The organism is Lactiplantibacillus brownii, assembly GCF_031085375.1.
GTDB classification, from domain to species: domain Bacteria; phylum Bacillota; class Bacilli; order Lactobacillales; family Lactobacillaceae; genus Lactiplantibacillus; species Lactiplantibacillus brownii.
Genome location: NZ_JAVCWF010000001.1, coordinates 1148467 through 1170176 on the forward strand (window position 1 = coordinate 1148467; position 21710 = coordinate 1170176).

General features: G+C 44.2%; 13 protein-coding genes, 2 tRNA genes, 2 rRNA genes and 1 pseudogene. 16 read left to right on the top strand and 2 right to left on the bottom strand.

Translation table 11 applies throughout. From position 1 onward, the window contains the following. Positions 1 to 21 precede the first annotated feature (21 nt). On the bottom strand, positions 22 to 2253 hold the full coding sequence (locus tag RA086_RS05060; protein ID WP_308702791.1) for an ATP-dependent Clp protease ATP-binding subunit: 2232 nt from the start codon (positions 2251 to 2253) through the stop codon (positions 22 to 24). Between the two features lie 422 nt (positions 2254 to 2675). On the opposite strand from RA086_RS05060, the gene RA086_RS05065 reads away from it, so the two are divergent. The 9 genes from RA086_RS05065 to RA086_RS05105 all read left to right on the top strand — a co-directional run bounded on the left by RA086_RS05065 (position 2676) and on the right by RA086_RS05105 (position 11875). Then, on the top strand, positions 2676 to 2873 hold the full coding sequence (locus RA086_RS05065) for a hypothetical protein (RefSeq protein WP_308702792.1): 198 nt from the start codon (positions 2676 to 2678) through the stop codon (positions 2871 to 2873). Between the two features lie 147 nt (positions 2874 to 3020). Then, positions 3021 to 3287: a phosphocarrier protein HPr gene (locus RA086_RS05070; RefSeq protein WP_308702793.1), complete on the top strand. Its 267-nt coding sequence runs from the start codon at positions 3021 to 3023 to the stop codon at positions 3285 to 3287. Beyond that, positions 3287 to 5017 (top strand): phosphoenolpyruvate--protein phosphotransferase, encoded by a 1731-nt coding sequence (gene ptsP, locus RA086_RS05075; RefSeq protein WP_308702794.1) that lies wholly within the window; start codon positions 3287 to 3289, stop codon positions 5015 to 5017. Before RA086_RS05070 ends, ptsP begins: the two co-directional genes overlap by 1 nt. Before the next feature lie 295 nt (positions 5018 to 5312). Continuing rightward, entirely contained in the window at positions 5313 to 6491 is a 1179-nt protein-coding gene (locus tag RA086_RS05080; RefSeq protein ID WP_308702795.1) for an AAA family ATPase, read from the top strand. Further along, entirely contained in the window at positions 6469 to 7056 is a 588-nt protein-coding gene (locus RA086_RS05085; RefSeq protein WP_308702796.1) for an RloB family protein, read from the top strand. The genes RA086_RS05080 and RA086_RS05085 overlap by 23 nt, the downstream gene beginning before the upstream one ends. A 278-nt stretch (positions 7057 to 7334) precedes the next feature. Further along, positions 7335 to 8510, top strand: coding sequence for a glycosyltransferase family 4 protein (locus RA086_RS05090; RefSeq protein WP_308704417.1), 1176 nt, complete (start codon positions 7335 to 7337; stop codon positions 8508 to 8510). A gap of 11 nt (positions 8511 to 8521) precedes the next feature. Beyond that, entirely contained in the window at positions 8522 to 9544 is a 1023-nt protein-coding gene (locus RA086_RS05095; protein WP_308702797.1) for a glycosyltransferase family 4 protein, read from the top strand. Between the two features lie 2 nt (positions 9545 to 9546). After that, complete coding sequence (locus tag RA086_RS05100; protein ID WP_308702798.1) at positions 9547 to 10587, top strand: lysylphosphatidylglycerol synthase transmembrane domain-containing protein; 1041 nt, start codon at positions 9547 to 9549, stop codon at positions 10585 to 10587. 49 nt (positions 10588 to 10636) lie between these two features. Then, complete coding sequence (locus tag RA086_RS05105; RefSeq protein WP_308702799.1) at positions 10637 to 11875, top strand: D-alanyl-D-alanine carboxypeptidase family protein; 1239 nt, start codon at positions 10637 to 10639, stop codon at positions 11873 to 11875. A 51-nt stretch (positions 11876 to 11926) separates the two neighbouring features. Here RA086_RS05105 and RA086_RS05110 read toward each other — a convergent pair whose 3' ends face one another. Beyond that, entirely contained in the window at positions 11927 to 13114 is a 1188-nt protein-coding gene (locus RA086_RS05110; RefSeq protein WP_308702800.1) for a pyridoxal phosphate-dependent aminotransferase, read from the bottom strand. Positions 13115 to 13305: 191 nt separating this feature from the next. Here RA086_RS05110 and RA086_RS05115 point away from each other — a divergent pair, with 191 nt between their 5' ends. The 7 genes and pseudogenes from RA086_RS05115 to RA086_RS05145 all read left to right on the top strand — a co-directional run bounded on the left by RA086_RS05115 (position 13306) and on the right by RA086_RS05145 (position 21668). Next, complete coding sequence (locus RA086_RS05115) at positions 13306 to 13542, top strand: YkuJ family protein (RefSeq protein ID WP_137617178.1); 237 nt, start codon at positions 13306 to 13308, stop codon at positions 13540 to 13542. Positions 13543 to 13688: 146 nt separating this feature from the next. Next, complete coding sequence (locus tag RA086_RS05120; protein ID WP_308702801.1) at positions 13689 to 15785, top strand: LTA synthase family protein; 2097 nt, start codon at positions 13689 to 13691, stop codon at positions 15783 to 15785. Positions 15786 to 15999: 214 nt separating this feature from the next. Further along, positions 16000 to 16095, top strand: a pseudogene (locus tag RA086_RS05125) (IS200/IS605 family transposase); the annotation flags it as partial. 666 nt (positions 16096 to 16761) lie between these two features. Next, positions 16762 to 18327 (top strand): 16S ribosomal RNA (locus RA086_RS05130). Positions 18328 to 18414: 87 nt separating this feature from the next. After that, positions 18415 to 18488, top strand: a tRNA-Ile gene (locus RA086_RS05135). Between the two features lie 29 nt (positions 18489 to 18517). Continuing rightward, positions 18518 to 18590 (top strand) — tRNA-Ala (locus RA086_RS05140). 157 nt (positions 18591 to 18747) lie between these two features. Continuing rightward, a 23S ribosomal RNA gene (locus tag RA086_RS05145) occupies positions 18748 to 21668 on the top strand. The 16S and 23S rRNA genes sit together here with 2 tRNA genes alongside, the layout of an rRNA operon. Positions 21669 to 21710: the final 42 nt, after the last annotated feature.

Sequence of the window (21710 nt, forward strand, 5' to 3'; positions counted from 1 at the left end):
CCTACGAGTTTTTGTTGAGCTTTATTTAGCTGCTTTTGGTTCTTCAGTGCCTAAGATGATTTTACCGTCTTCAACTTTGGCGACCATATTTTTAACTTCACTGTGATCCAAGTAGAAGTCCGCAATCCGGTCTTCAATCTGTTCTTGGATAACTCGCCGAAGTGGTCGAGCACCCATTTCAGGATTGTAGCCGAGATCGACTAACTTTTCTTCAACTGGTTCAGTGACGTGGACGTGTAAGTCTTGGTTGGCTAACATCGCGTTGACGTCATTGATCATCAAGCCAACGATCTTCATCAAGTTTGCCTTGGATAAAGCATTGAACTGGATAATGTCGTCAAAACGGTTCAGGAATTCCGGCTTGAAGTAGTTACCCAAGCGACTAGTAATATCGTGAGTTTTACCTTCAGCTGCCGCACCGAAACCAACGTTTGCTTCGGCATCGCCAGTCCCAGCGTTTGAAGTCATGATAATAATGGTATCTTTGAAGCTGACCGTGCGACCTTGTGAATCGGTCAAACGACCATCATCTAAGATTTGCAAGAACATATGCATGACATCAGGGTGGGCCTTTTCGATTTCATCCAATAAAATTAAGCTGTATGGATGACGCCGAACTTTTTCGGTCAATTGACCGGCTTCTTCATAGCCGACATAGCCAGGCGGTGACCCAATCAATTTAGCCACTGAATGTGGTTCCATGTACTCACTCATGTCAAAGCGAATCATGGCATCTTCTGAGCCAAAGAGTTCCTTAGCTAATTGCTTAGCCAACTCCGTCTTACCAACCCCAGTAGGGCCGACAAACATGAAGGACCCAATCGGACGACCAGTACCATTTAAGCCGATACGATTCCGACGAATAGCACGTGAGACAGCTTCGACCGCGGTGTTTTGACCAATAACGTGACCTTCAAGATCACTCGCCAAGGTCTTCATTTGAGCTTGTTCCTTGGCTTGCAATTCACCAACTGGAATATCGGTCTTTTCTTCAACAATCTGCTGCATGTCTTCAACCGTCACGGTCGCAGTGTCTTCAGCGGAATCAGCCGCGTTTTCATCTGGCTTGGCTTTTTCGAGTTTGGCAACTTGATCACGGTAATAGGCCGCTTTCTCGTAGTCTTCTTTCTTCAAAGCATCTTGCTTCTGCTTTTCGGCACCGTCGATCTTTTCTTGAATCGTCTTCGGATCAACGGTCTTCAAGGTCAAATTCTTCCGTGACCCAGCTTCATCAAGTAAGTCAATGGCTTTGTCAGGTAAGAATCGATCTTGAATGTAACGGTTTGATAACTTAACCGCTGCGACGATTGCATCCGCGTTGTATTTAACGTGATGATAATCTTCATATTCCTTTTGAATCCCTTGCAAAATCTTGATGGATTCTTCAACACTCGGTTCGTCAACCGTAACTGGTTGGAAACGCCGAGCGAGAGCCGCATCTTTTTCAATGTCGCGATATTCGTTGAGCGTAGTAGCCCCAACAAGTTGGAAGTCGCCACGAGCTAAGGCTGGCTTCAAAACGTTACCAGCATCCATACCGCCTTCAGCATTGCCGGCACCCATAATTTCATGGATTTCGTCAATGAAGAGGACAATATTTGGATTCGATTGAACTTCCTTCATGAGTTGTTGCATCCGTTGTTCAAATTGACCCCGAATCCCGGTGCCTTGAACAAGGGAAGCCACATCCAAACGAATGATTTCTTTATTTAATAGTTTTTGGGGAACTTGACCAGAAACAATCTTCTGGGCTAAGCCTTCAACGACCGCCGTCTTACCAACCCCAGCTTCACCAATCAGAACCGGGTTATTTTTCGTCCGCCGGTTCAAGATTTCGATGACGCGGTTGATTTCATTGTCACGACCGATGACTGGGTCAATTTTGCCTTGCTTAGCTTGTTCAGTTAAGTTGTAGCCATATTGCCCAAGTAGGCCGCCGCCGTTTGAGCCACGCCGGTTGCCCCCATTATTGGGACCAGCAGGTTGGGTCGGTGGGGTCTGTTGCTGTTGCCGATAGCCGTCGCCAGAATTGACGTCGCCGCCTTGCATAGCGCGGAAGATATCGTCAAGACCGCCAAAACCAAATGGATCTTGTGCCATATCAGTACCTCCAACTCCGTTATTTGGTTGCTGTTCCTGATTCTTGAGCAGTTGATAGCAATTTTGGCAAAGATTGATCTGCCGCCGCTGACCGTTGACGTTCGTATATAAATGAATCGTCGCTTCGTTCTTATGGCAATTGTCACAGAGCATATTGCTGTCACACACCTTTCTTAATCAGAAATATTCACTAAGTCGATGAATCGTCCTAGTGAAAGGTTCAAAAATCATCTGACCTTTGTTGACCTTTGACTATTAGTATAACGATTTTTATAGACCGTGCAAGTTTAAAGACTCAACATCAAAACTGGATAGCTTTGGACTTACAGGAGTGGTCTAAAACGTGAAGATTCAACAACTTAATTATTTCTGAAGTGTTCGGCCGGTTCGACTAAATCACTTGTCATTCGGTATTATCAGTTGTATATTTAACACCTAATCAGAACAAGTCAGTTCGTGAACCGTCTGACCATATTATAGTACAACTTAGTCATTTCGCACGTAAATGGTCTGACCTGTCCTGATGTTAGTTGATGAACGTTCCTAACTGAACGGATTAAGAAGGAGGGAAAACTGTGGCAACGGATTATCATCAGTTAATGGAAGCCTTGCGTACAGGTGAGCGGGAAAGCTTTAGTGTGGACCCCGCGGACTTTATGGCGTTCCATGAAGCCTACATGGGCTATGAATACCGAAAAAGAATCATTGGTATGGCTGACCTTGATGGGCACGTTGTTTACCATTTTGATAAGGATGGTAAGGCTACCAATTAATCGCAATTTGATGAATGAAAGGGCTTGTATTTCAATTGGATAATTGCTATCATCAATATTAAGGGCTCTAGAGCGCACGTGTTGGCGGCAACTCGGGTTGACTCGGAACCAATTTAAATTTACATCTTCGAAGGAGATCGAATAGTTATGGAAAAGAAAGATTTTCACGTAATCGCAGACACAGGTATCCACGCACGTCCCGCAACATTATTGGTACAATCAGCAAGTAAATTCAACTCAGAAATTACGTTGCAATACCAAGACAAGTCAGTTAACTTGAAGTCCATCATGGGTGTTATGTCACTCGGTGTTGGTAAAGATGCAGATGTAACGATTTCAGCAGAAGGTGCTGACGAAGCAGATGCTATCGCAGCTTTGGCTGAAACGATGAAGAAAGAAGGATTATCTGAATAATGGCTGAAAAGGTACTAAAGGGAATCGCTGCCAGTGATGGTATTGCGATTGCTAAGGCCTATATGCTAGTTGATCCAGATTTGTCATTCGAAAAGACGACGGTTTCAGATACTGATGCCGAAATCAAGAAGTTACATGACGCTTTTGACGCTTCCAAGGCTGAATTGCAAGTCATCAAAGACAAAGCAACGAAAAGCTTAGGCGCTGAAGAAGCGGAAGTTTTTGAAGCTCATATCACTATTTTATCTGACCCTGAAATGTTAGGACAAATTGAAGGTAAGATTAAGGATGATAAAGTCAATGCCGAAGAAGCTTTGAAGGAAGTTACAGATGCTTTCATCTCAATGTTCGAAGCAATGACGGATAATGCATATATGCAAGAACGAGCCGGCGATGTTCGCGATGTCACGAAGCGTGTAATGAGCCACTTGTTAGGGGTAACCTTACCAAGTCCCGCATTGATCGATTCTGAAGTGATTGTCGTTGCCCATGATTTGACACCTAGTGATACGGCCCAATTGGACCGCAAGTTCGTTAAAGGTTTCATCACCGATATCGGTGGTCGGACGAGTCACTCCGCAATCATGTCACGGACTCTTGAAATCCCTGCCGTTGTTGGTTCTGAAACCGCAACGACTACGATCAAGGAAGGCACCACTGTGATTCTTGACGGCATCAACGGTGAAGCTTTAGTTGCGCCAACTGATGCTGAAATCAGTGACTACCAACAAAAAGCCAAGGATTTTGCTGCTCAAAAGGCCGAATGGGAAAAGCTTAAGAACGAAGCAACCGTTTCTAAAGACGGCAAACACTTCGAACTAGCTTCAAACATTGGGACTCCTGATGACATGGACGGTGTCTTAGATGCTGGTTCCGAAGCCGTTGGGTTGTTCCGGTCAGAATTCTTGTACATGAACAGTGCTGAATTACCTGATGAAGATACCCAATTCGAAGCCTACAAAAAGGTTGTCGAAGGGATGAAGGGTAAGCCAGTGATTGTCCGGACCATGGATATCGGTGGTGACAAGCATTTACCATACTTGCCATTACCTGATGAAATGAACCCATTCTTGGGTTACCGGGCAATTCGGATCTCACTTGATCGTGATGATATTTTCCGGACCCAATTACGGGCGTTACTCCGGGCTTCTCACTATGGTCAATTGCGAATCATGTTCCCAATGATTGCAACCTTGGATGAATTCCGTCAAGCTAAGGCCATCTTCGAAGAAGAAAAGGCTAAGTTAGTTAAAGCGGGCACCCCAGTTGCGGATGATATCAAGTTAGGCATTATGATTGAAATCCCAGCTGCAGCGATCTTAGCTGATCAATTTGCTAAAGAAGTTGACTTCTTTAGTATTGGGACTAACGACTTGATTCAATACTCATTCGCTGCTGATCGTGGTAACGAACGGGTCTCATACTTGTATCAACCATACAACCCAGCGTTGTTACGTTTGATCAAGCATGTAATTGATGCTGCGCACGCTAATGGCCGCATTGCGGGCATGTGTGGTGAAGTTGCCGGTGACCAAGTTGCGGTACCATTATTGATGGGCTTAGGCTTGGATGAATTCTCAATGAGTTCTACTTCAGTTTTGAAGACACGCTCATTGATGAAGACCATCGACACGAAGAAAATGGCTAAGTTAGCAGACAAGGCCATCAACGAATGTGTCACTAATGAAGAAGTTAAAGAATTAGTTGAAAAGAACGTTTTCGATAAGTAAGTCGATAGCGAACGCACAATTAGTTGTGATAAAGCACGTTTAGAGTCTTTGGACTGTAGACGTGCTTTTTTATACATATAAAGTACCGAATAGACTCAAGTAGTTTTAAGCGGCTTAAATACGTGGGCAAAAAACTGGTTAACGAGATAAAAACGTCTTTGTGTTGACTATTATGGAGAATATAGGATAATAAAATAAGTTAGAAACGAAAATACGTTTTTAAAGGGAGACGCTGATGCTAATAGATTTTAAAGTAACTAATTTCAGATCTTTTAAAAATGAGCAAGATTTTTCGATGGAAACTGGAAAAAGGTTAAGAAAATTGCAAACATCCAATACCATAGTTTCACAGAGACAAAGACTGCTAAAATCGGTCTTGGTCTTTGGTGCGAATGCAAATGGCAAAACTAATCTGATCAAAGCTTTGTTAATGTTGAAACGGTTAGTGATTAATCCCACGACAGACGAATTACAACATTTAAATACCGATACTTTTGGCTATAATAAAGAAAATAGCAAATTTGAAATTTCTTTTATAGCGAATGAGCAACAATATGACTATCTTTTAGAATACAATTCAGATGAAGTTGTCCATGAAAAGTTAGTAACAGCGGGTCAAGTAATCTTTAATCGGCAAAAACAAAATTTTGTGACGATACCGACACAATTGCGTGCACTGACTGAAAACGTCCGAAAAAATCAACTGTTATTATACTTTGCACAACAAAATAATGAAAAATTTGCTAAAGCAGTTTACAAATGGTTTGTTGAAGATTTAATTATTGTTAGCACTGATCGAATTAAAAATGAACAATTCAAAATGCTGCAGGATGAAAGCTTCAAAACTAGATTTTTGCACTTTTTACAAGCAGCCGACTTTAACATTGTTGATGTTGAAGTTAAGGAAAGAGATGAAAAAATTCCCATACCAGCCTTTCTGCTCAAACAGTTAAATTCTGAAAGTGAAACCGATGAAGAAATTAAGTACATGCATTCAGTTTCATATGATGTCTACGCGACACATCAAGCTGAGAACGGCTCATTTTCGGTCTATTTTAATAATGAAAGTACTGGAACACAAGTCTTTATGTTTTTGGCACTTTATATGCTTAGTAATAGTGAAAAAACGCTGATGATTGACGAATTCGACAGATCATATCACTTGGAACTCGCGCAAGCACTATTGAGGTTGATCAATAATGCTCATCAAACGAATCAGTTTATTTTAACCACACATGAACTATCGCTTTTAGATGCGGGATTACGACAAGATCAGATTTGGTTTGCTGAAAAAAATAGATTCGGCGAGAGTGAACTCTTTAGTATTTTTGATTTCGACGATCCCGCACTTAAGCGAAGCGATTTTAATTATAAGAAGCGGTATTTAGAAGGGGTTTACGGTGCAACACAATTAGTAAATAATAAATTACTTTTGGAGGCACTGATAGGGAATGAGCAGAGAGAAGCGAAGTAGAAAACTTAAGCCTAGAATTTTTTTCTTTGTTGAAGGCAAGACAGAAAAAGTCTTTTTTGACGCTTTATCTCAGCATTATCGGCTTATTGCCGCAAAAACGGTTAAGATTATTGATGCGAGTGGTTCAGACTGGGTTGACAAGGTCGCTAATATGATGAAGAATAATCCTAAATTACGACCTGATGAAAAAACACAAGTCTATATTATCTTTGATAGAGACGATCTTTCCGTAGAAATTGTTAGTAAAATGCAACGTAAAGCCAAAAAAATGGCGATACGGATAGCTGATTGTCAGTTGGGATTCTCTAATCGTTCGTTTGAAGTTTGGCTATTAGCACACTATCGAAAAATGACGGTCAGAGTAGAGGATACACGGCATTTATGTGCAGAATTATCTCAATTTTGGGGGTATGTGTATGTTAAGGGCGATAGTCAACAAATGGAAAGTATTTTAAAGGATGACAAGGTGTTTCAAGCCATTGATAATACGCAAACATTGACAAGTCTGTCAATAGATAAACAGTCCACCAATATCGGGACGATCGTGAGTACCGTCATTAGTTAAAACAGAATTGGATTTAATTGAAAATTGAATTCTTGATAAAAGCCCGCGCTTAGTCTCTTTTGGACGATAAGTGCGGGTTTTAGTCAATCATGCTGATCACAGGGAACTCTTAATTTATCTTAAGATTATTTGCAACTCTGATACCGAACCAATATAATTGTTATAATTAATTATTGAGACTGAAAGGACGCGCTCAATCAGGTGGACTTAAGGACTGATTGAAGCAACGATGACTAATGGTGGTTTAGTTAGTGGTCGGAAATAAAGGGAGAATCTACGTGAATATCGGGATATTTACAGATACGTACTATCCACAAGTTAGTGGGGTAGCAACGTCGATCAAAGTGTTGCGTAATCAACTCGAGCGAGCTGGTCATCAAGTGTACATTTTTACGACCACCGATCCGCATGTTGATAAGAATATTTATGAGCGGAATATTTTCCGTTTCACAAGTATTCCTTTCGTGTCATTTACAGATCGCCGGATTGCCGTGCGCGGCTTATTTAAAGCCTATCAGGTTGCGAAGGATTTGGGCTTGGATATTGTGCATACCCAGACTGAATTTTCGATGGGCATGATTGGTAAATTTGTTGCCAAGCAGTTAAAAATCCCGTGCATTCATACCTATCACACGATGTATGAAGATTATTTGCATTATATTGCCAACGGTAAGCTCTTAAAGCCGTATCACGTGAAAGAAGCCACACGGGCCTATTGTTACCATCTGAATGGTATTGTGGCACCCAGTCATCGGGTTTCAAAAACGTTAAAGGGTTATGGCGTCAAAGCGCCGATCCGGATCATTCCGACTGGGATCGACATCAATCAATATGAGCAAACACCAGATGCCGATTATCGCCAAAAATTAGGTTATGCGGCGGATACACCAGTGTTATTGTCCTTGAGCCGATTAGCGTATGAAAAGAACATTCATGAGGTCATTGCCGCGTTACCCGCTGTGATTGACCAAGTGCCCAACGTGCAACTATGTATCGTCGGTGACGGCCCTGCTCGTGAGACCTTAGAGAATCAGGCGAAGGACGCCGGTTTGAGTGAACATGTGCAATTTACTGGTGAAATTGATAATGATGAAGTGTATAACTATTATCAGATGGCGGATCTGTTTGTGTCAGCCTCTAATTCGGAATCCCAAGGGTTGACGTATATTGAAGCGATGGCAGCCGGGCTGAAAACGGTCGTGGCAGCCAGTCCGTATACGGACCAACTATTAGATGATCCCTCGTTGGGGACAACTTTTAGTAGTGAAGCCAACTTAGTGCGTGATGTGGTTCGTTATTTACAACATCCACATGCGTTTGATGATCCCAAACCACGGCAGAAGAAGTTGTATCAAATTTCGGCCGAATATTTTGGAAAACAGGTCATTAATTACTATCAAGATGTGCAACTGGCCTATTCAGAGACGAATAAGTCGGCGAATGTGAGCGATTAAGGGGACGAATTATGCTAAACATCACCATGTTTTCGAAGGCTGACTCAGTTAAGGGTCAAGGGGTCGGTAGCGCGTATTTAGAATTAATGCGATTACTGCAGACGCATTGGCGCGATGAATTTAAGATCAAAATTAACCGCTACGGGCGTTCGGCAATTTCACATTATCATACGGTCAATCCGATGTTTTATCTCTCGACATTTATGCCGAATCGGGGTCGGAAAATTGGTTATGTGCATTTTTTGCCAGAAACTCTCGAAGGCAGTTTAAAATTGCCTAAACCTTTTCAAGCGATTTTTAATCGTTATTTGATTTCGTTTTATAAACGGATGGATCATATCGTGGTCGTGAATCCCACGTTTATCCCGAAGCTGGAAGCCTACAATATCAGCCGTGCGGATGTGACCTATATTCCCAATTTTGTCAGCAAACGTGAATTTTACGAGATGACAGCTGCAAAACAATTAAAGTTGCGGCAACAGTACGGCTATGACCAAAATAAATTTATGATTTTGGGAACCGGCCAGATTCAGGATCGCAAAGGGGTTCCGGACTTTATTGAACTCGCGCGACGTAATCCTGATATCCAATTCGTTTGGGCGGGTGGCTTCTCGTTTGGACGGATTACGGACGGTTATCAGGCACTGAAGAAAGTTGTCGACAATCCGCCGGCTAACTTGTCATTTCCTGGTATCGTTGATCGTGAGAAGCTCGTTGACTACTACAATATGGCGGACTTGTTTTTGTTGCCGTCATACAACGAACTGTTTCCAATGTCCGTACTGGAAGCTTTCAGTTGTGGGACACCAGTTTTGTTGCGTGACTTAGATTTATACCGGGCAATTATTGACGGCTATTATCAGGCGGCGACGGATGTGAATGACATGCAAAAACAAATCGATCATTTACGTGATAATCCGGCTGGCATGCAGTTTTTGCATGATAAGGCAGTTCTGGCCTCTCAGGATTATTCCGAAGACCGGTTGGCGCGGGTTTGGCATGACTTTTATTTACAACAAGCAAAAGAGGGCTAGCCATGACTAGAAAAAACATGTGGTCATTACTGGTCATGGTGTTACTTGGTGTGGGGATCTCATGGTATTCCTTACGTAACGTCAACCTTGGTAATATGATGACCGATATTGCTCAACTAAATTGGTGGTGGCTCCTCGTGGCGTTAGGCTGTGTTGGGCTATATTTTGGCCTTGAAGCGGTAGTCGTCCAAAAGTTCGTGCGCCATCGTTATAAGAACTATTCTTTTCGTAGCGCGCTCAGAGTGCCATTGGCTGAACAGTTATTTAATGGGATAACGCCATTTTCATCAGGCGGTCAACCGGCACAGATTTTTGTGATGGCACAGTCAGGTATTGATGCTGGCCGTGCCAGTTCCGTGGCGCTGATGAAGTTTGTCGTGTTTCAGGCCATGGTCGTCCTGAACTTCTTGTTTGCCATGTTAATTGGGTTTCATTACTTAGCCGAGAAGTTAAGTTACCTTTCACTGTACGTCTTTTTCGGTTTTTTGATTCATTTTGCCGTCATCGTGGGCTTATTACTCGTGATGTATTGGTATAATTTCACCAAGCGAGCGGTAAAAGTGGTCTTGATTCCGGTTGGCTGGTTTATGAAAGCCGAACGTTTTGCACAGTTTCAAGCAAATATCAGTGAAAAAATTGATTCCTTTTATGAGGAAAGCTTGCGAATGACCAAGGATTGGCGGATGTTGGTCGAAGTTTCAGTGATCACCTTCTTGCAACTATTGTTCTACTATCTGATTCCGTATTTCATTATGCGTGCGATGGGCTATACCGGGGTTAACGTGATCATGGTGACCAGCTTGAATGTGCTGATTTTCTTAGTGACGTCATTGTTCCCGATTCCCGGTGGCGCGGGTGGTGCCGAATTTGGGTTTACGGAATTATTTGCCAAATTCATTCCTAGTCATAGCAAACTGATTCTTGCCATGCTGATTTGGCGTATTTTAACGTACTATCTGGGACTGTTTTTGGGGATGATTGCGATGGCAATGAAACCTGAAAAAGCTGAAGAAATTAAACCTGACCAATTGTCAGAAAAATGATGGAGCGCTAGCAATCAGCCAGCGCTTTTTAGTCTTTAAAGGGGGGCTTATGTTGAAGTTTAGATTGTGGGGGACCGTGCTGTGGTTAGGGCTCGCCTTGATTGTTTGGGGACAATGGCCGCTGAGAGCAACGGCGGCTACTGATCCGGCGACTGAGGTTAAAGCTGCCTACGTGGTGGATGCCAACTCAGGCCAAGCCATTTATGCGGATCACGCGGATAAAAAGTTGCCCATTGCCTCACTGAGCAAGTTGATGACCTTGTATTTGGTCACGCAAGCGGTAAGAAAAGGTCAAGTGAAGTGGACGGACAATGTGCCAATTAGTGCTGACGTTCGTAAATTAGCCGCCAGTCCGACCTTATCGACGATGCCGATGGCTAAAGATGAAAAATTTACTGTAAAAGAATTGTTCGCCGCCACACTTGTGGGGTCTTCCAATAGTAGTGCCATTGCGCTAGGAGAACTGATTGGTGGCAGTAATGCGAAGTTTATTCAATTGATGAATCAGCAGGCAGCTCGTTGGCAACTCGCGGCCCATTTTGTGAGTGCGTCGGGATTAGATAATACCGACTTAATCCGCTATCACTATAATTTACCGGGAACGAGTAATCAAGCCCAAAATCTCGTTTCGGCTCGGGCGATTACGACCGTTGCGCGTCAGCTGATCAAGGACTATCCGGCCGTGATTGACATTGCGAACCACGGCTCGATTAAGATTCATCGTTATCGCGTGGCGACCTTGGTCCAAATTTTAAAGGGGCAGAAGCACTATGATGCTGCGGTGCCGGTAGATGGTTTAAAAACAGGCTATACGGCGCAAGCCGGCGCTTGTCTGGTCGCCACGTTTAAGCAAGGCGGTCGCCGATTAATTGCCACAACGCTAGGTGGAACTTGGAAATATACGGCCAATGCCAAATTACGGTTACAGACGCAACAACAAGAACGGTATCACAATGTTGCACCAGCAACGATGAAATATCGTTTGCCGGGAACGCAGACAACGTTAAAATTGGTCGCCAAGTCATCGGTGAAGCGTTGGGAAAATGTACAACAACCGTTCCGGCAAACCCAGACAGCGGCGGTACCCGTACAGCGTCAGCAAGTAAATTATTTGGCTGCCAACACCACGGTCATGCGGTTACGATTGACTGATCCGAATTCTGGGACGGTCACGACGGTGGCTTATGTTTCACCAAAAGCTCAAATGATTCCTGGTCCGATGCAACAAGTTGCCAAAGCAACAGCGACTAAGCACCAATTAAACTTACCGTTAGCCTTTGCAAATTAAAAAGGATTCGACTGACCATTTGGGGCCAATTGAATCCTTTTTTTGTGGTGATTAAACTTGTTTATTTTCAGGTGCTTGCATGTAGGCAGTTAACCGATCCATTGCTTTTTGTAGCTTTTCCATGCTGGCAGCATAGCTCAAGCGGACGTAGCCTTCACCCTCAGCGCCAAAACCAGTGCCTGGGATAATGGCGAGATGATTTTTGCGCGCTAAATCTTTACAGAAAGCCATTGAGTCTTGATTGAAACCGGCGGGAATTTTGGCGAAAATGTAGAACGCGCCGGTTGGGCGAGCAATCTTGAATCCTAAGCCGTTCATGACTTGATAAACAAAGTCACGGCGCTTTTGATATTCTGCGCGCATTGGCAACGCGTCATCAATCCCGTTGGTCAAGGCTTCGATACCAGCCTTTTGGGCAATCGTTGTAGCGGCCGTGACATAGTATTGATGCACTTTCTTCATTTGGGCGGTGAGTTCCTTGGAAGCGAATAGGAACCCGATCCGCCAGCCGGTCATGGCATGTGACTTTGACAGGCCATTGATTAAAATGGTTTCTTCTGGAATGTAGTTTGCGATGGAGACATGGTCACTGCCATAAGTCAGCTCACTGTAAATTTCATCAGAAACGACCCATAAGTTGTGTCGCTTGAAGCAGGCTGCTAAAGCTTTAACCTCATCTTCAACGTAGGTGACCCCCGTTGGATTGTTCGGATAGTTTAAAACGATGCCTTTGAAATGTTCGTCAGGATGGGCAGCAATGAAATCATCGACCATCTTAGGGGTAATGACGAAATCATTAACGCCAGTGTCCATGAATAATGGCGTGGCGCGAGCTTCCTGAATAATTGGAATGTAGGCCGGGAAGATCGGTGAGGGGATGATGATGGCATCACCGGGGTTACAAATCGTCGTCAAGGCAGTTGCAATGGCTTCGGTGGCACCAACTGTGACCAAAACTTGATCTTTGGCATCGTAGTGATTGCCGTACTTTTTAGCTTGGAAGTTGGCGGCAGCTTCGCGTAATTCTAATAAGCCGGCCATCCCAGTATAGTGTGAAAAGTTGTGGTCGATGGCGTCTTTAGCGGCGTCTTTGACGTGTTGAGGGGTGTTAAAATCAGGTTCCCCAAGGGTGAGCTTCACCATATCGGGGATCGCACTAACTTCTTCATCAAATTGACGGATTGTCGAAACTTGAATTTGTGCAATAGTATCGTTAAGATCATCTCTGAATAGTGTCATGATTAAGACTCCTTTATATTTTTATAACTTGTCTTAATTTTATCACAACTGAGTACCGACTAAGTGGGACATTGCGGTATAATTGTATTGTGAAATTTTACTTTGAAACGGGGCTTTCTGTTAAAAAGGCGTGTTATTAGTCCCATTTTTTGCTAGAATAAAAACAAAACTTAAGGAGCGAGATTATTATAATGGAAAAATCTGAATTATCTGCGATTCTCAAACGACTTGAAGCGATGCGAACGACTGAAGCAACTGAGGTACAATCCCGTCGTTTTGAAAAGGAAGGCGTTGAACGTGGGCAAGTCGCTTACGACCCAGCAACGTCAACTTATACTTTACAAGAATTCAACCCAGATCAAACTTTTGAATTCGATAACATCGACTTAGTTGCAATTGAACTATACGATTTGTTAACGGACAATTAACATTTCCGCCAATTAGATATTTTATAGACTGATCCATATTATGCGTTGAAACTTGAAGAATTGTTGAAGAATTCTTCAAGAGATTGCGATTTAGCACTCAACCGTTATAATATGGATTTGTTAATAGCAATGACGGAGGAATTATGATGCCCAAATTTATAAAAAACACGGTTGGCAAGGTCAACACCACGCTTGGCTTTTTTACCCTGACCGTGGTCTTATTTTGGCTAAAGACGTATATCGCATATCAGCATGAATTTACGTTGGGGGTCAAAGGGACGGTCCAACAATTTCTACTGATTTTAAATCCATTTCCAACAGCCATTGTGCTACTTGGGATTGCGTTATATTTCCGTGGTCGCTTACGGTATTGGTTGTTAATGATCATTGATACCTTACAGACGACCTGGCTTTTTGCCAACATTTTGTATTACCGAGAGTTTTCGGACTTCATGTCTGCTGGCGTGATTAAGAGTTCTGGGGCGGCAAGTAATAATTTAGGGACCAGTTTGGGCCAGATTATTCATGCGACCGACTTCTTAGTTTATGCGGATGTGGTGCTCCTAATTCTGTTGTTAGTTTTCAAGGTTATTCGTATTGATCCGCGGCCGTTTAAGATTCGGTATGCGGCGACGATGACCATGATTGGGGTGGCCTTGTTTGCCGTCGATCTAGGCATGTCGGAACACGATCGTTCTGACTTACTGACACGGACGTTTGATAATAATTATATTGTGAAGTATTTAGGCCTGAACACCTATGCGGGTTATAGTTTCTATCAGACTGAAAAGGAAAGCGCTACGCGTGCCCAAGCCAGCAGTAGTGATATGAAGAGTGTCCTCGCCTACTTGAAGAAAAATCAGGCAGGTGAAAACGTGAAGTACTTTGGCAAAGCCAAAGGAAAGAACGTTTTCGTGATCCATTTGGAAAGTTTCCAGCAATTTTTGATTGATTATAAGGTCGACGGTAAGGAAGTTACGCCGAACCTGAACAAATTCTATCATGATAAGAGCACCCTCAGTTTTGATAATTTCTATCACCAAGTTGCCCAGGGGAAAACCTCTGATGCCGAAATGATGATGGAAAACTCGTTGTTTGGGTTACCAACTGGTTCAGCGATGACTCAATATGGGACTTCGAATACGTTCCAAGCGGCACCAGCTATTTTAGCGCAAAAGGGTTATACGACCGCTGCGTTTCATGGTGACGTCGCCAGTTTCTGGAACCGTGATAACGCCTATAAGTCTTGGGGTTATGATTATTTCTTCTATTCATCTTATTATAAAGAGAAGGCTGATTATAAGATTGGCTATGGCTTGAAGGATAAGATCTTCTTCAAGGACTCTGTTAAATATCTTGAAAAGTTACCTCAGCCATTTTATGCCAAGCTGATCACGTTGACGAACCACTATCCTTATCCATTGGATAAACAAAACGTCAGCATCCAGAAGACGACGACGGGGGATTCCACGGTTGATGGCTATGTCCAAACGGCCCATTATCTGGATCAGGCATTCGCTGAATTTGTCAGTTATCTGAAGAAGGCTGGCCTGTATAAGAATAGTATGATTGTCTTGTATGGGGATCATTACGGGATTTCAAATAATCACCGTGCAGCCATTGCGCAACTATTAGGTAAGAAGTCGATCACTAACTTTGACCTAGCACAGTTCCAAAAAGTGCCATTTATGATCCATTCTGAAGGAATCAAGGGTGGGGTTAACCACACATATGGTGGTGAAATTGATGCTTTACCAACCATATTTGATTTATTAGGAATCAAGAATAAGGGCTATATTCAATTTGGGACTGACTTATTGTCGAGCAAGCATGATCAAACCGTTGCCTTTCGAAATGGGGACTTTGTCTCGCCGACCTATACGAAGTTGGGGAGCACCGTCTACAATTCTAAGACTGGTAAGAAGCTGACTGATATGACGGATACCCAAAAGAAGACAGTCAAGCAGATGCAAAATCATGTCACGACTGAACTCTCACTTTCTGATCGCGTTATTCAAGGAGACTTACTTCGCTTCTATACGCCTAAGGGCTTTAAGAAGGTCAATAAGTCTGACTATAACTATAAGGTCACTAAGACGCTGAAATCATTGAAAGAACTTCAAAAAGAGAAGAAGACGAGTGTCTTGTCGAAGAATAAAGGCAAGTCAACGGTGGATCTCTATCAAACGGATGCACCAGAACTATCTGATTCAAGTAGTTCTAGTAGCAGTTCAAGTAAATAAGCTTTCTGATGTGGGAACGATTACTTCGGTAGTCGTTCTTTTTTATGCCTTTAGGTTGAGTGGAGCGTGCTAAAGCGTACGAAAAAAATCCGGCGGCTATGTAGGTGGATAACAAAGTGGTTAAACCAAAGCGCCTCCAAGCGAATTAGCATGTAGGTGTCGAAGCCAACATTACTAAATCGAAAGGAGACGCTTGAAATGGCGAATAAGCTAAATAGTCTTGCACCGTACCAAATGGTTGTGCAAGTGCCATATCGTATTCACTCCAAAGTATAGAAGAAGACTGATTTATAATCAATATCGTCGTGACTGACAGAGGCATATTAAATTATTGTGCTTCATGAAGTGAGGAGGTTATTTTTACAGGCTATATTGGACAGATGGGTTGTGGTTAGAAGACAGAATGGTCACACTGAATTAAAACATAATTGTGACAAGTGGCTGGATCGTGTGACTGAGGAAGTTGCGGTACTAAGCTTATTCGGCGTTTACTGAAGTAAGATGGGGTGCGTCTTGTGGTAGAACTACCGCTTGAAATCATGATTGAAACGCCGTAAGATGTGTCACGTGACGATATTTGGTTAATTTTTGATCTTTTTCAAAATTAATTGGTTAAAATGCTTGACCCATGTCTCGATTATTGATATTATATTTCTTGTCGTTAAGAACGGCATGCAACATTACTCATGATTTTGAATATATCAGGACGTTTGAAACGTTATCTTGAATTTTTATTCAAAATGATTTATAAAAAGTTGTTGACATGTTCTTCTGATGATGATAAACTTTAATAGTTGTGTTGAGGAATTCAACCAACAAATTAGACCTTTGAAAACTGAACAAAGTTTCGACAAATCAAATGTGTAGGGTCTAGCAATCCTTGTGATTGTTAGCAAAACATTTGCGAAGTCAATTCGTGAAAACAATTAATAAATTTGAACCAACTTTTTAAATGAGCTTTTTTAGAACTCATCATTAATTTGAGAGTTTGATCCTGGCTCAGGACGAACGCTGGCGGCGTGCCTAATACATGCAAGTCGAACGAACTCTGGTAATGATTGGTACTTGTATCATGATTTACATTTGAGTGAGTGGCGAACTGGTGAGTAACACGTGGGAAACCTGCCCAGAAGTGGGGGATAACACCTGGAAACAGATGCTAATACCGCATAACAACTCGGACCGCATGGTCTGAGTTTGAAAGATGGCTTCGGCTATCACTTTTGGATGGTCCCGCGGCGTATTAGCTAGATGGTGGGGTAACGGCTCACCATGGCAATGATACGTAGCCGACCTGAGAGGGTAATCGGCCACATTGGGACTGAGACACGGCCCAAACTCCTACGGGAGGCAGCAGTAGGGAATCTTCCACAATGGACGAAAGTCTGATGGAGCAACGCCGCGTGAGTGAAGAAGGGTTTCGGCTCGTAAAACTCTGTTGTTAAAGAAGAACATATCTGAGAGTAACTGTTCAGGTATTGACGGTATTTAACCAGAAAGCCACGGCTAACTACGTGCCAGCAGCCGCGGTAATACGTAGGTGGCAAGCGTTGTCCGGATTTATTGGGCGTAAAGCGAGCGCAGGCGGTTTTTTAAGTCTGATGTGAAAGCCTTCGGCTTAACCGAAGAAGTGCATCGGAAACTGGGAAACTTGAGTGCAGAAGAGGACAGTGGAACTCCATGTGTAGCGGTGAAATGCGTAGATATATGGAAGAACACCAGTGGCGAAGGCGGCTGTCTGGTCTGTAACTGACGCTGAGGCTCGAAAGTATGGGTAGCAAACAGGATTAGATACCCTGGTAGTCCATACCGTAAACGATGAATGCTAAGTGTTGGAGGGTTTCCGCCCTTCAGTGCTGCAGCTAACGCATTAAGCATTCCGCCTGGGGAGTACGGCCGCAAGGCTGAAACTCAAAGGAATTGACGGGGGCCCGCACAAGCGGTGGAGCATGTGGTTTAATTCGAAGCTACGCGAAGAACCTTACCAGGTCTTGACATACTATGCAAATCTAAGAGATTAGACGTTCCCTTCGGGGACATGGATACAGGTGGTGCATGGTTGTCGTCAGCTCGTGTCGTGAGATGTTGGGTTAAGTCCCGCAACGAGCGCAACCCTTATTATCAGTTGCCAGCATTAAGTTGGGCACTCTGGTGAGACTGCCGGTGACAAACCGGAGGAAGGTGGGGATGACGTCAAATCATCATGCCCCTTATGACCTGGGCTACACACGTGCTACAATGGATGGTACAACGAGTTGCGAACTCGCGAGAGTAAGCTAATCTCTTAAAGCCATTCTCAGTTCGGATTGTAGGCTGCAACTCGCCTACATGAAGTCGGAATCGCTAGTAATCGCGGATCAGCATGCCGCGGTGAATACGTTCCCGGGCCTTGTACACACCGCCCGTCACACCATGAGAGTTTGTAACACCCAAAGTCGGTGGGGTAACCTTCGGGAGCCAACCGCCTAAGGTGGGACAGATGATTAGGGTGAAGTCGTAACAAGGTAGCCGTAGGAGAACCTGCGGCTGGATCACCTCCTTTCTAAGGAATATTACGGAAACCTTACACATGATTGTTGAAACTTTGTTTAGTTTTGAGAGGTCTAACTCTCAATTTAATAACGCTTTTGGGCCTATAGCTCAGTTGGTGAGAGCGCACGCCTGATAAGCGTGAGGTCGATGGTTCGAGTCCATTTAGGCCCATCGAGAACGCATAGTTCTTGTATCACTATGGGGAATTAGCTCAGCTGGGAGAGCACCTGCTTTGCAAGCAGGAGGTCAACGGTTCGATCCCGTTATTCTCCATTGACGACATTGGTCGTCAACGAAACTTGTTCTTTGAAAACTAGATAATATCAAATATATTTTTTCATAATGAAACCGAGAACACCGCGTTTTTTGAGTTTTTTAAAAGAAGTTTAATCGCTAAACTCAATTAATCGTATTTTCCTTTGGAAAATAAGGTTAAGTTAACAAGGGCGCATGGTGAATGCCTTGGCACTAGGAGCCGATGAAGGACGGGACTAACACCGATATGCTTCGGGGAGCTGTACGTAAGCTATGATCCGGAGATTTCCGAATGGGGCAACCCAGCAGTTTTAATCAACTGTTACCGCTAGATGAATTCATAATCTAGTCGGAGGTAAACGCTGTGAACTGAAACATCTCATTAGCAGCAGGAAAATAAAGAAATTTCGATTCCCTAAGTAGCGGCGAGCGAACGGGGAACAGCCCAAACCAGAGAGCTTGCTCTTTGGGGTTGTAGGACTGAACATTTGAGTTACCAAAAAGTTTGATAGTCGAAGGATTTGGGAAAATCCGCCATAGATGGTGATAGCCCAGTAGATTAAATCAAGCTTTCTCAGTTCAGTATCCTGAGTACGGCGGAACACGTGAAATTCCGTCGGAATCTGGGAGGACCATCTCCCAAGGCTAAATACTACCTAGTGACCGATAGTGAACCAGTACCGTGAGGGAAAGGTGAAAAGCACCCCGGAAGGGGAGTGAAATAGTTCCTGAAACCATGTGCCTACAATAAGTCAGAGCGCGTTAATGCGTGATGGCGTGCCTTTTGTAGAATGAACCGGCGAGTTACGATCCCGTGCAAGGTTAAGACTGAAAAGTCGGAGCCGTAGCGAAAGCGAGTCTGAAATGGGCGTTTTTAGTACGAGGTTGTAGACCCGAAACCAGGTGACCTATCCATGTCCAGGTTGAAGGTGCGGTAAAACGCACTGGAGGACCGAACCCGTGTAAGTTGAAAATTGCTGGGATGAGGTGTGGATAGCGGTGAAATTCCAAACGAACTTGGAGATAGCTGGTTCTCTCCGAAATAGCTTTAGGGCTAGCCTCGGATTAAGGATCATGGAGGTAGAGCACTATTTGGACTAGGGGCCCGTCTTGGGTTACTGAATTCAGATAAACTCCGAATGCCATTGATTCATATCCGGGAGTCAGACGATGAGTGATAAGATCCACCGTCGAAAGGGGAACAGCCCAGATCACCAGTTAAGGTCCCTAAATGTATACTAAGTGGAAAAGGATGTGGAGTTGCATAGACAACTAGGATGTTGGCTCAGAAGCAGCCACCATTTAAAGAGTGCGTAATAGCTCACTAGTCGAGTGATCCTGCGCCGAAAATGTACCGGGGCTAAGTATACTACCGAAACTGTGGATGTGACCATTAGGTCACGTGATAGGAGAGCGTTCTAAGGGCGGTGAAGCAAGACTGTAAGGACTTGTGGAGCGCTTAGAAGTGAGAATGCCGGTATGAGTAGCGAAAGATGGGTGAGAATCCCATCCACCGAATGACTAAGGTTTCCTGGGGAAGGCTCGTCCTCCCAGGGTTAGTCGGGACCTAAGTCGAGGCCGAGAGGCGTAGACGATGGATAACAGGTTGATATTCCTGTACTAGTTAAATGCGTTTGAACGATGGAGGGACGCAGTAGGCTAAGATGTGCATTCTGTTGGATTAGAATGTCCAAACAACAAGTCTTGTGAAGAGTCAAATGCTTTTCACTTTAAGGACAAGTTGCGATGGGGAGCGAAATTTAGTAGCGAAGCGTCTGATGTCACACTGCCGAGAAAAGCTTCTAGTGAGTATTTAACTACCCGTACCGCAAACCAACACAGGTAGTCGAGGAGAGAATCCTAAGGTGAGCGAGTGAACTCTCGTTAAGGAACTCGGCAAAATGACCCCGTAACTTCGGGAGAAGGGGTGCTGATCGAAAGATCAGCCGCAGTGAATAGGCCCAGGCGACTGTTTATCAAAAACACAGGTCTCTGCAAAATCGTAAGATGACGTATAGGGGCTGACGCCTGCCCGGTGCTGGAAGGTTAAAAGGATGGGTTAGCTTCGGCGAAGCTCAGAATTGAAGCCCCAGTAAACGGCGGCCGTAACTATAACGGTCCTAAGGTAGCGAAATTCCTTGTCGGGTAAGTTCCGACCCGCACGAAAGGCGTAACGATCTGGGCACTGTCTCAACGAGAGACTCGGTGAAATTATATTGTCCGTGAAGATGCGGACTACCCGCGACAGGACGGAAAGACCCCATGGAGCTTTACTGTAGCTTGATATTGAGTGTTTGTACAGCTTGTACAGGATAGGTAGGAGCCATAGAAACCGGAACGCTAGTTTCGGTGGAGGCGTTGGTGGGATACTACCCTCGCTGTATGACCACTCTAACCCGCGCCACTAATCGTGGCGGGAGACAGTGTCAGGTGGGCAGTTTGACTGGGGCGGTCGCCTCCTAAAAAGTAACGGAGGCGCCCAAAGGTTCCCTCAGAATGGTTGGAAATCATTCGCAGAGTGTAAAGGCACAAGGGAGCTTGACTGCGAGACAGACAGGTCGAGCAGGGACGAAAGTCGGGCTTAGTGATCCGGTGGTACCGTATGGAAGGGCCATCGCTCAACGGATAAAAGCTACCCTGGGGATAACAGGCTTATCTCCCCCAAGAGTCCACATCGACGGGGAGGTTTGGCACCTCGATGTCGGCTCATCGCATCCTGGGGCTGTAGTCGGTCCCAAGGGTTGGGCTGTTCGCCCATTAAAGCGGTACGCGAGCTGGGTTCAGAACGTCGTGAGACAGTTCGGTCCCTATCCGTCGCGGGCGTAGGAAATTTGAGAGGAGCTGTCCTTAGTACGAGAGGACCGGGATGGACATACCTCTGGTGTACCAGTTGTGCCGCCAGGCGCATCGCTGGGTAGCTACGTATGGATCTGATAAACGCTGAAAGCATCTAAGTGTGAAACAGACCTCGAGATGAGATTTCCCATTCCTATATGGAAGTAAGACCCCTGAAAGATGATCAGGTAGATAGGTTAGAAGTGGCAGCACGGTGACGTGTGAAGCGGACTAATACTAATCGGTCGAGGACTTAACCAAGCAATTGGTGTTCAGGTTCATAGGAGAAATTATTTGATATTA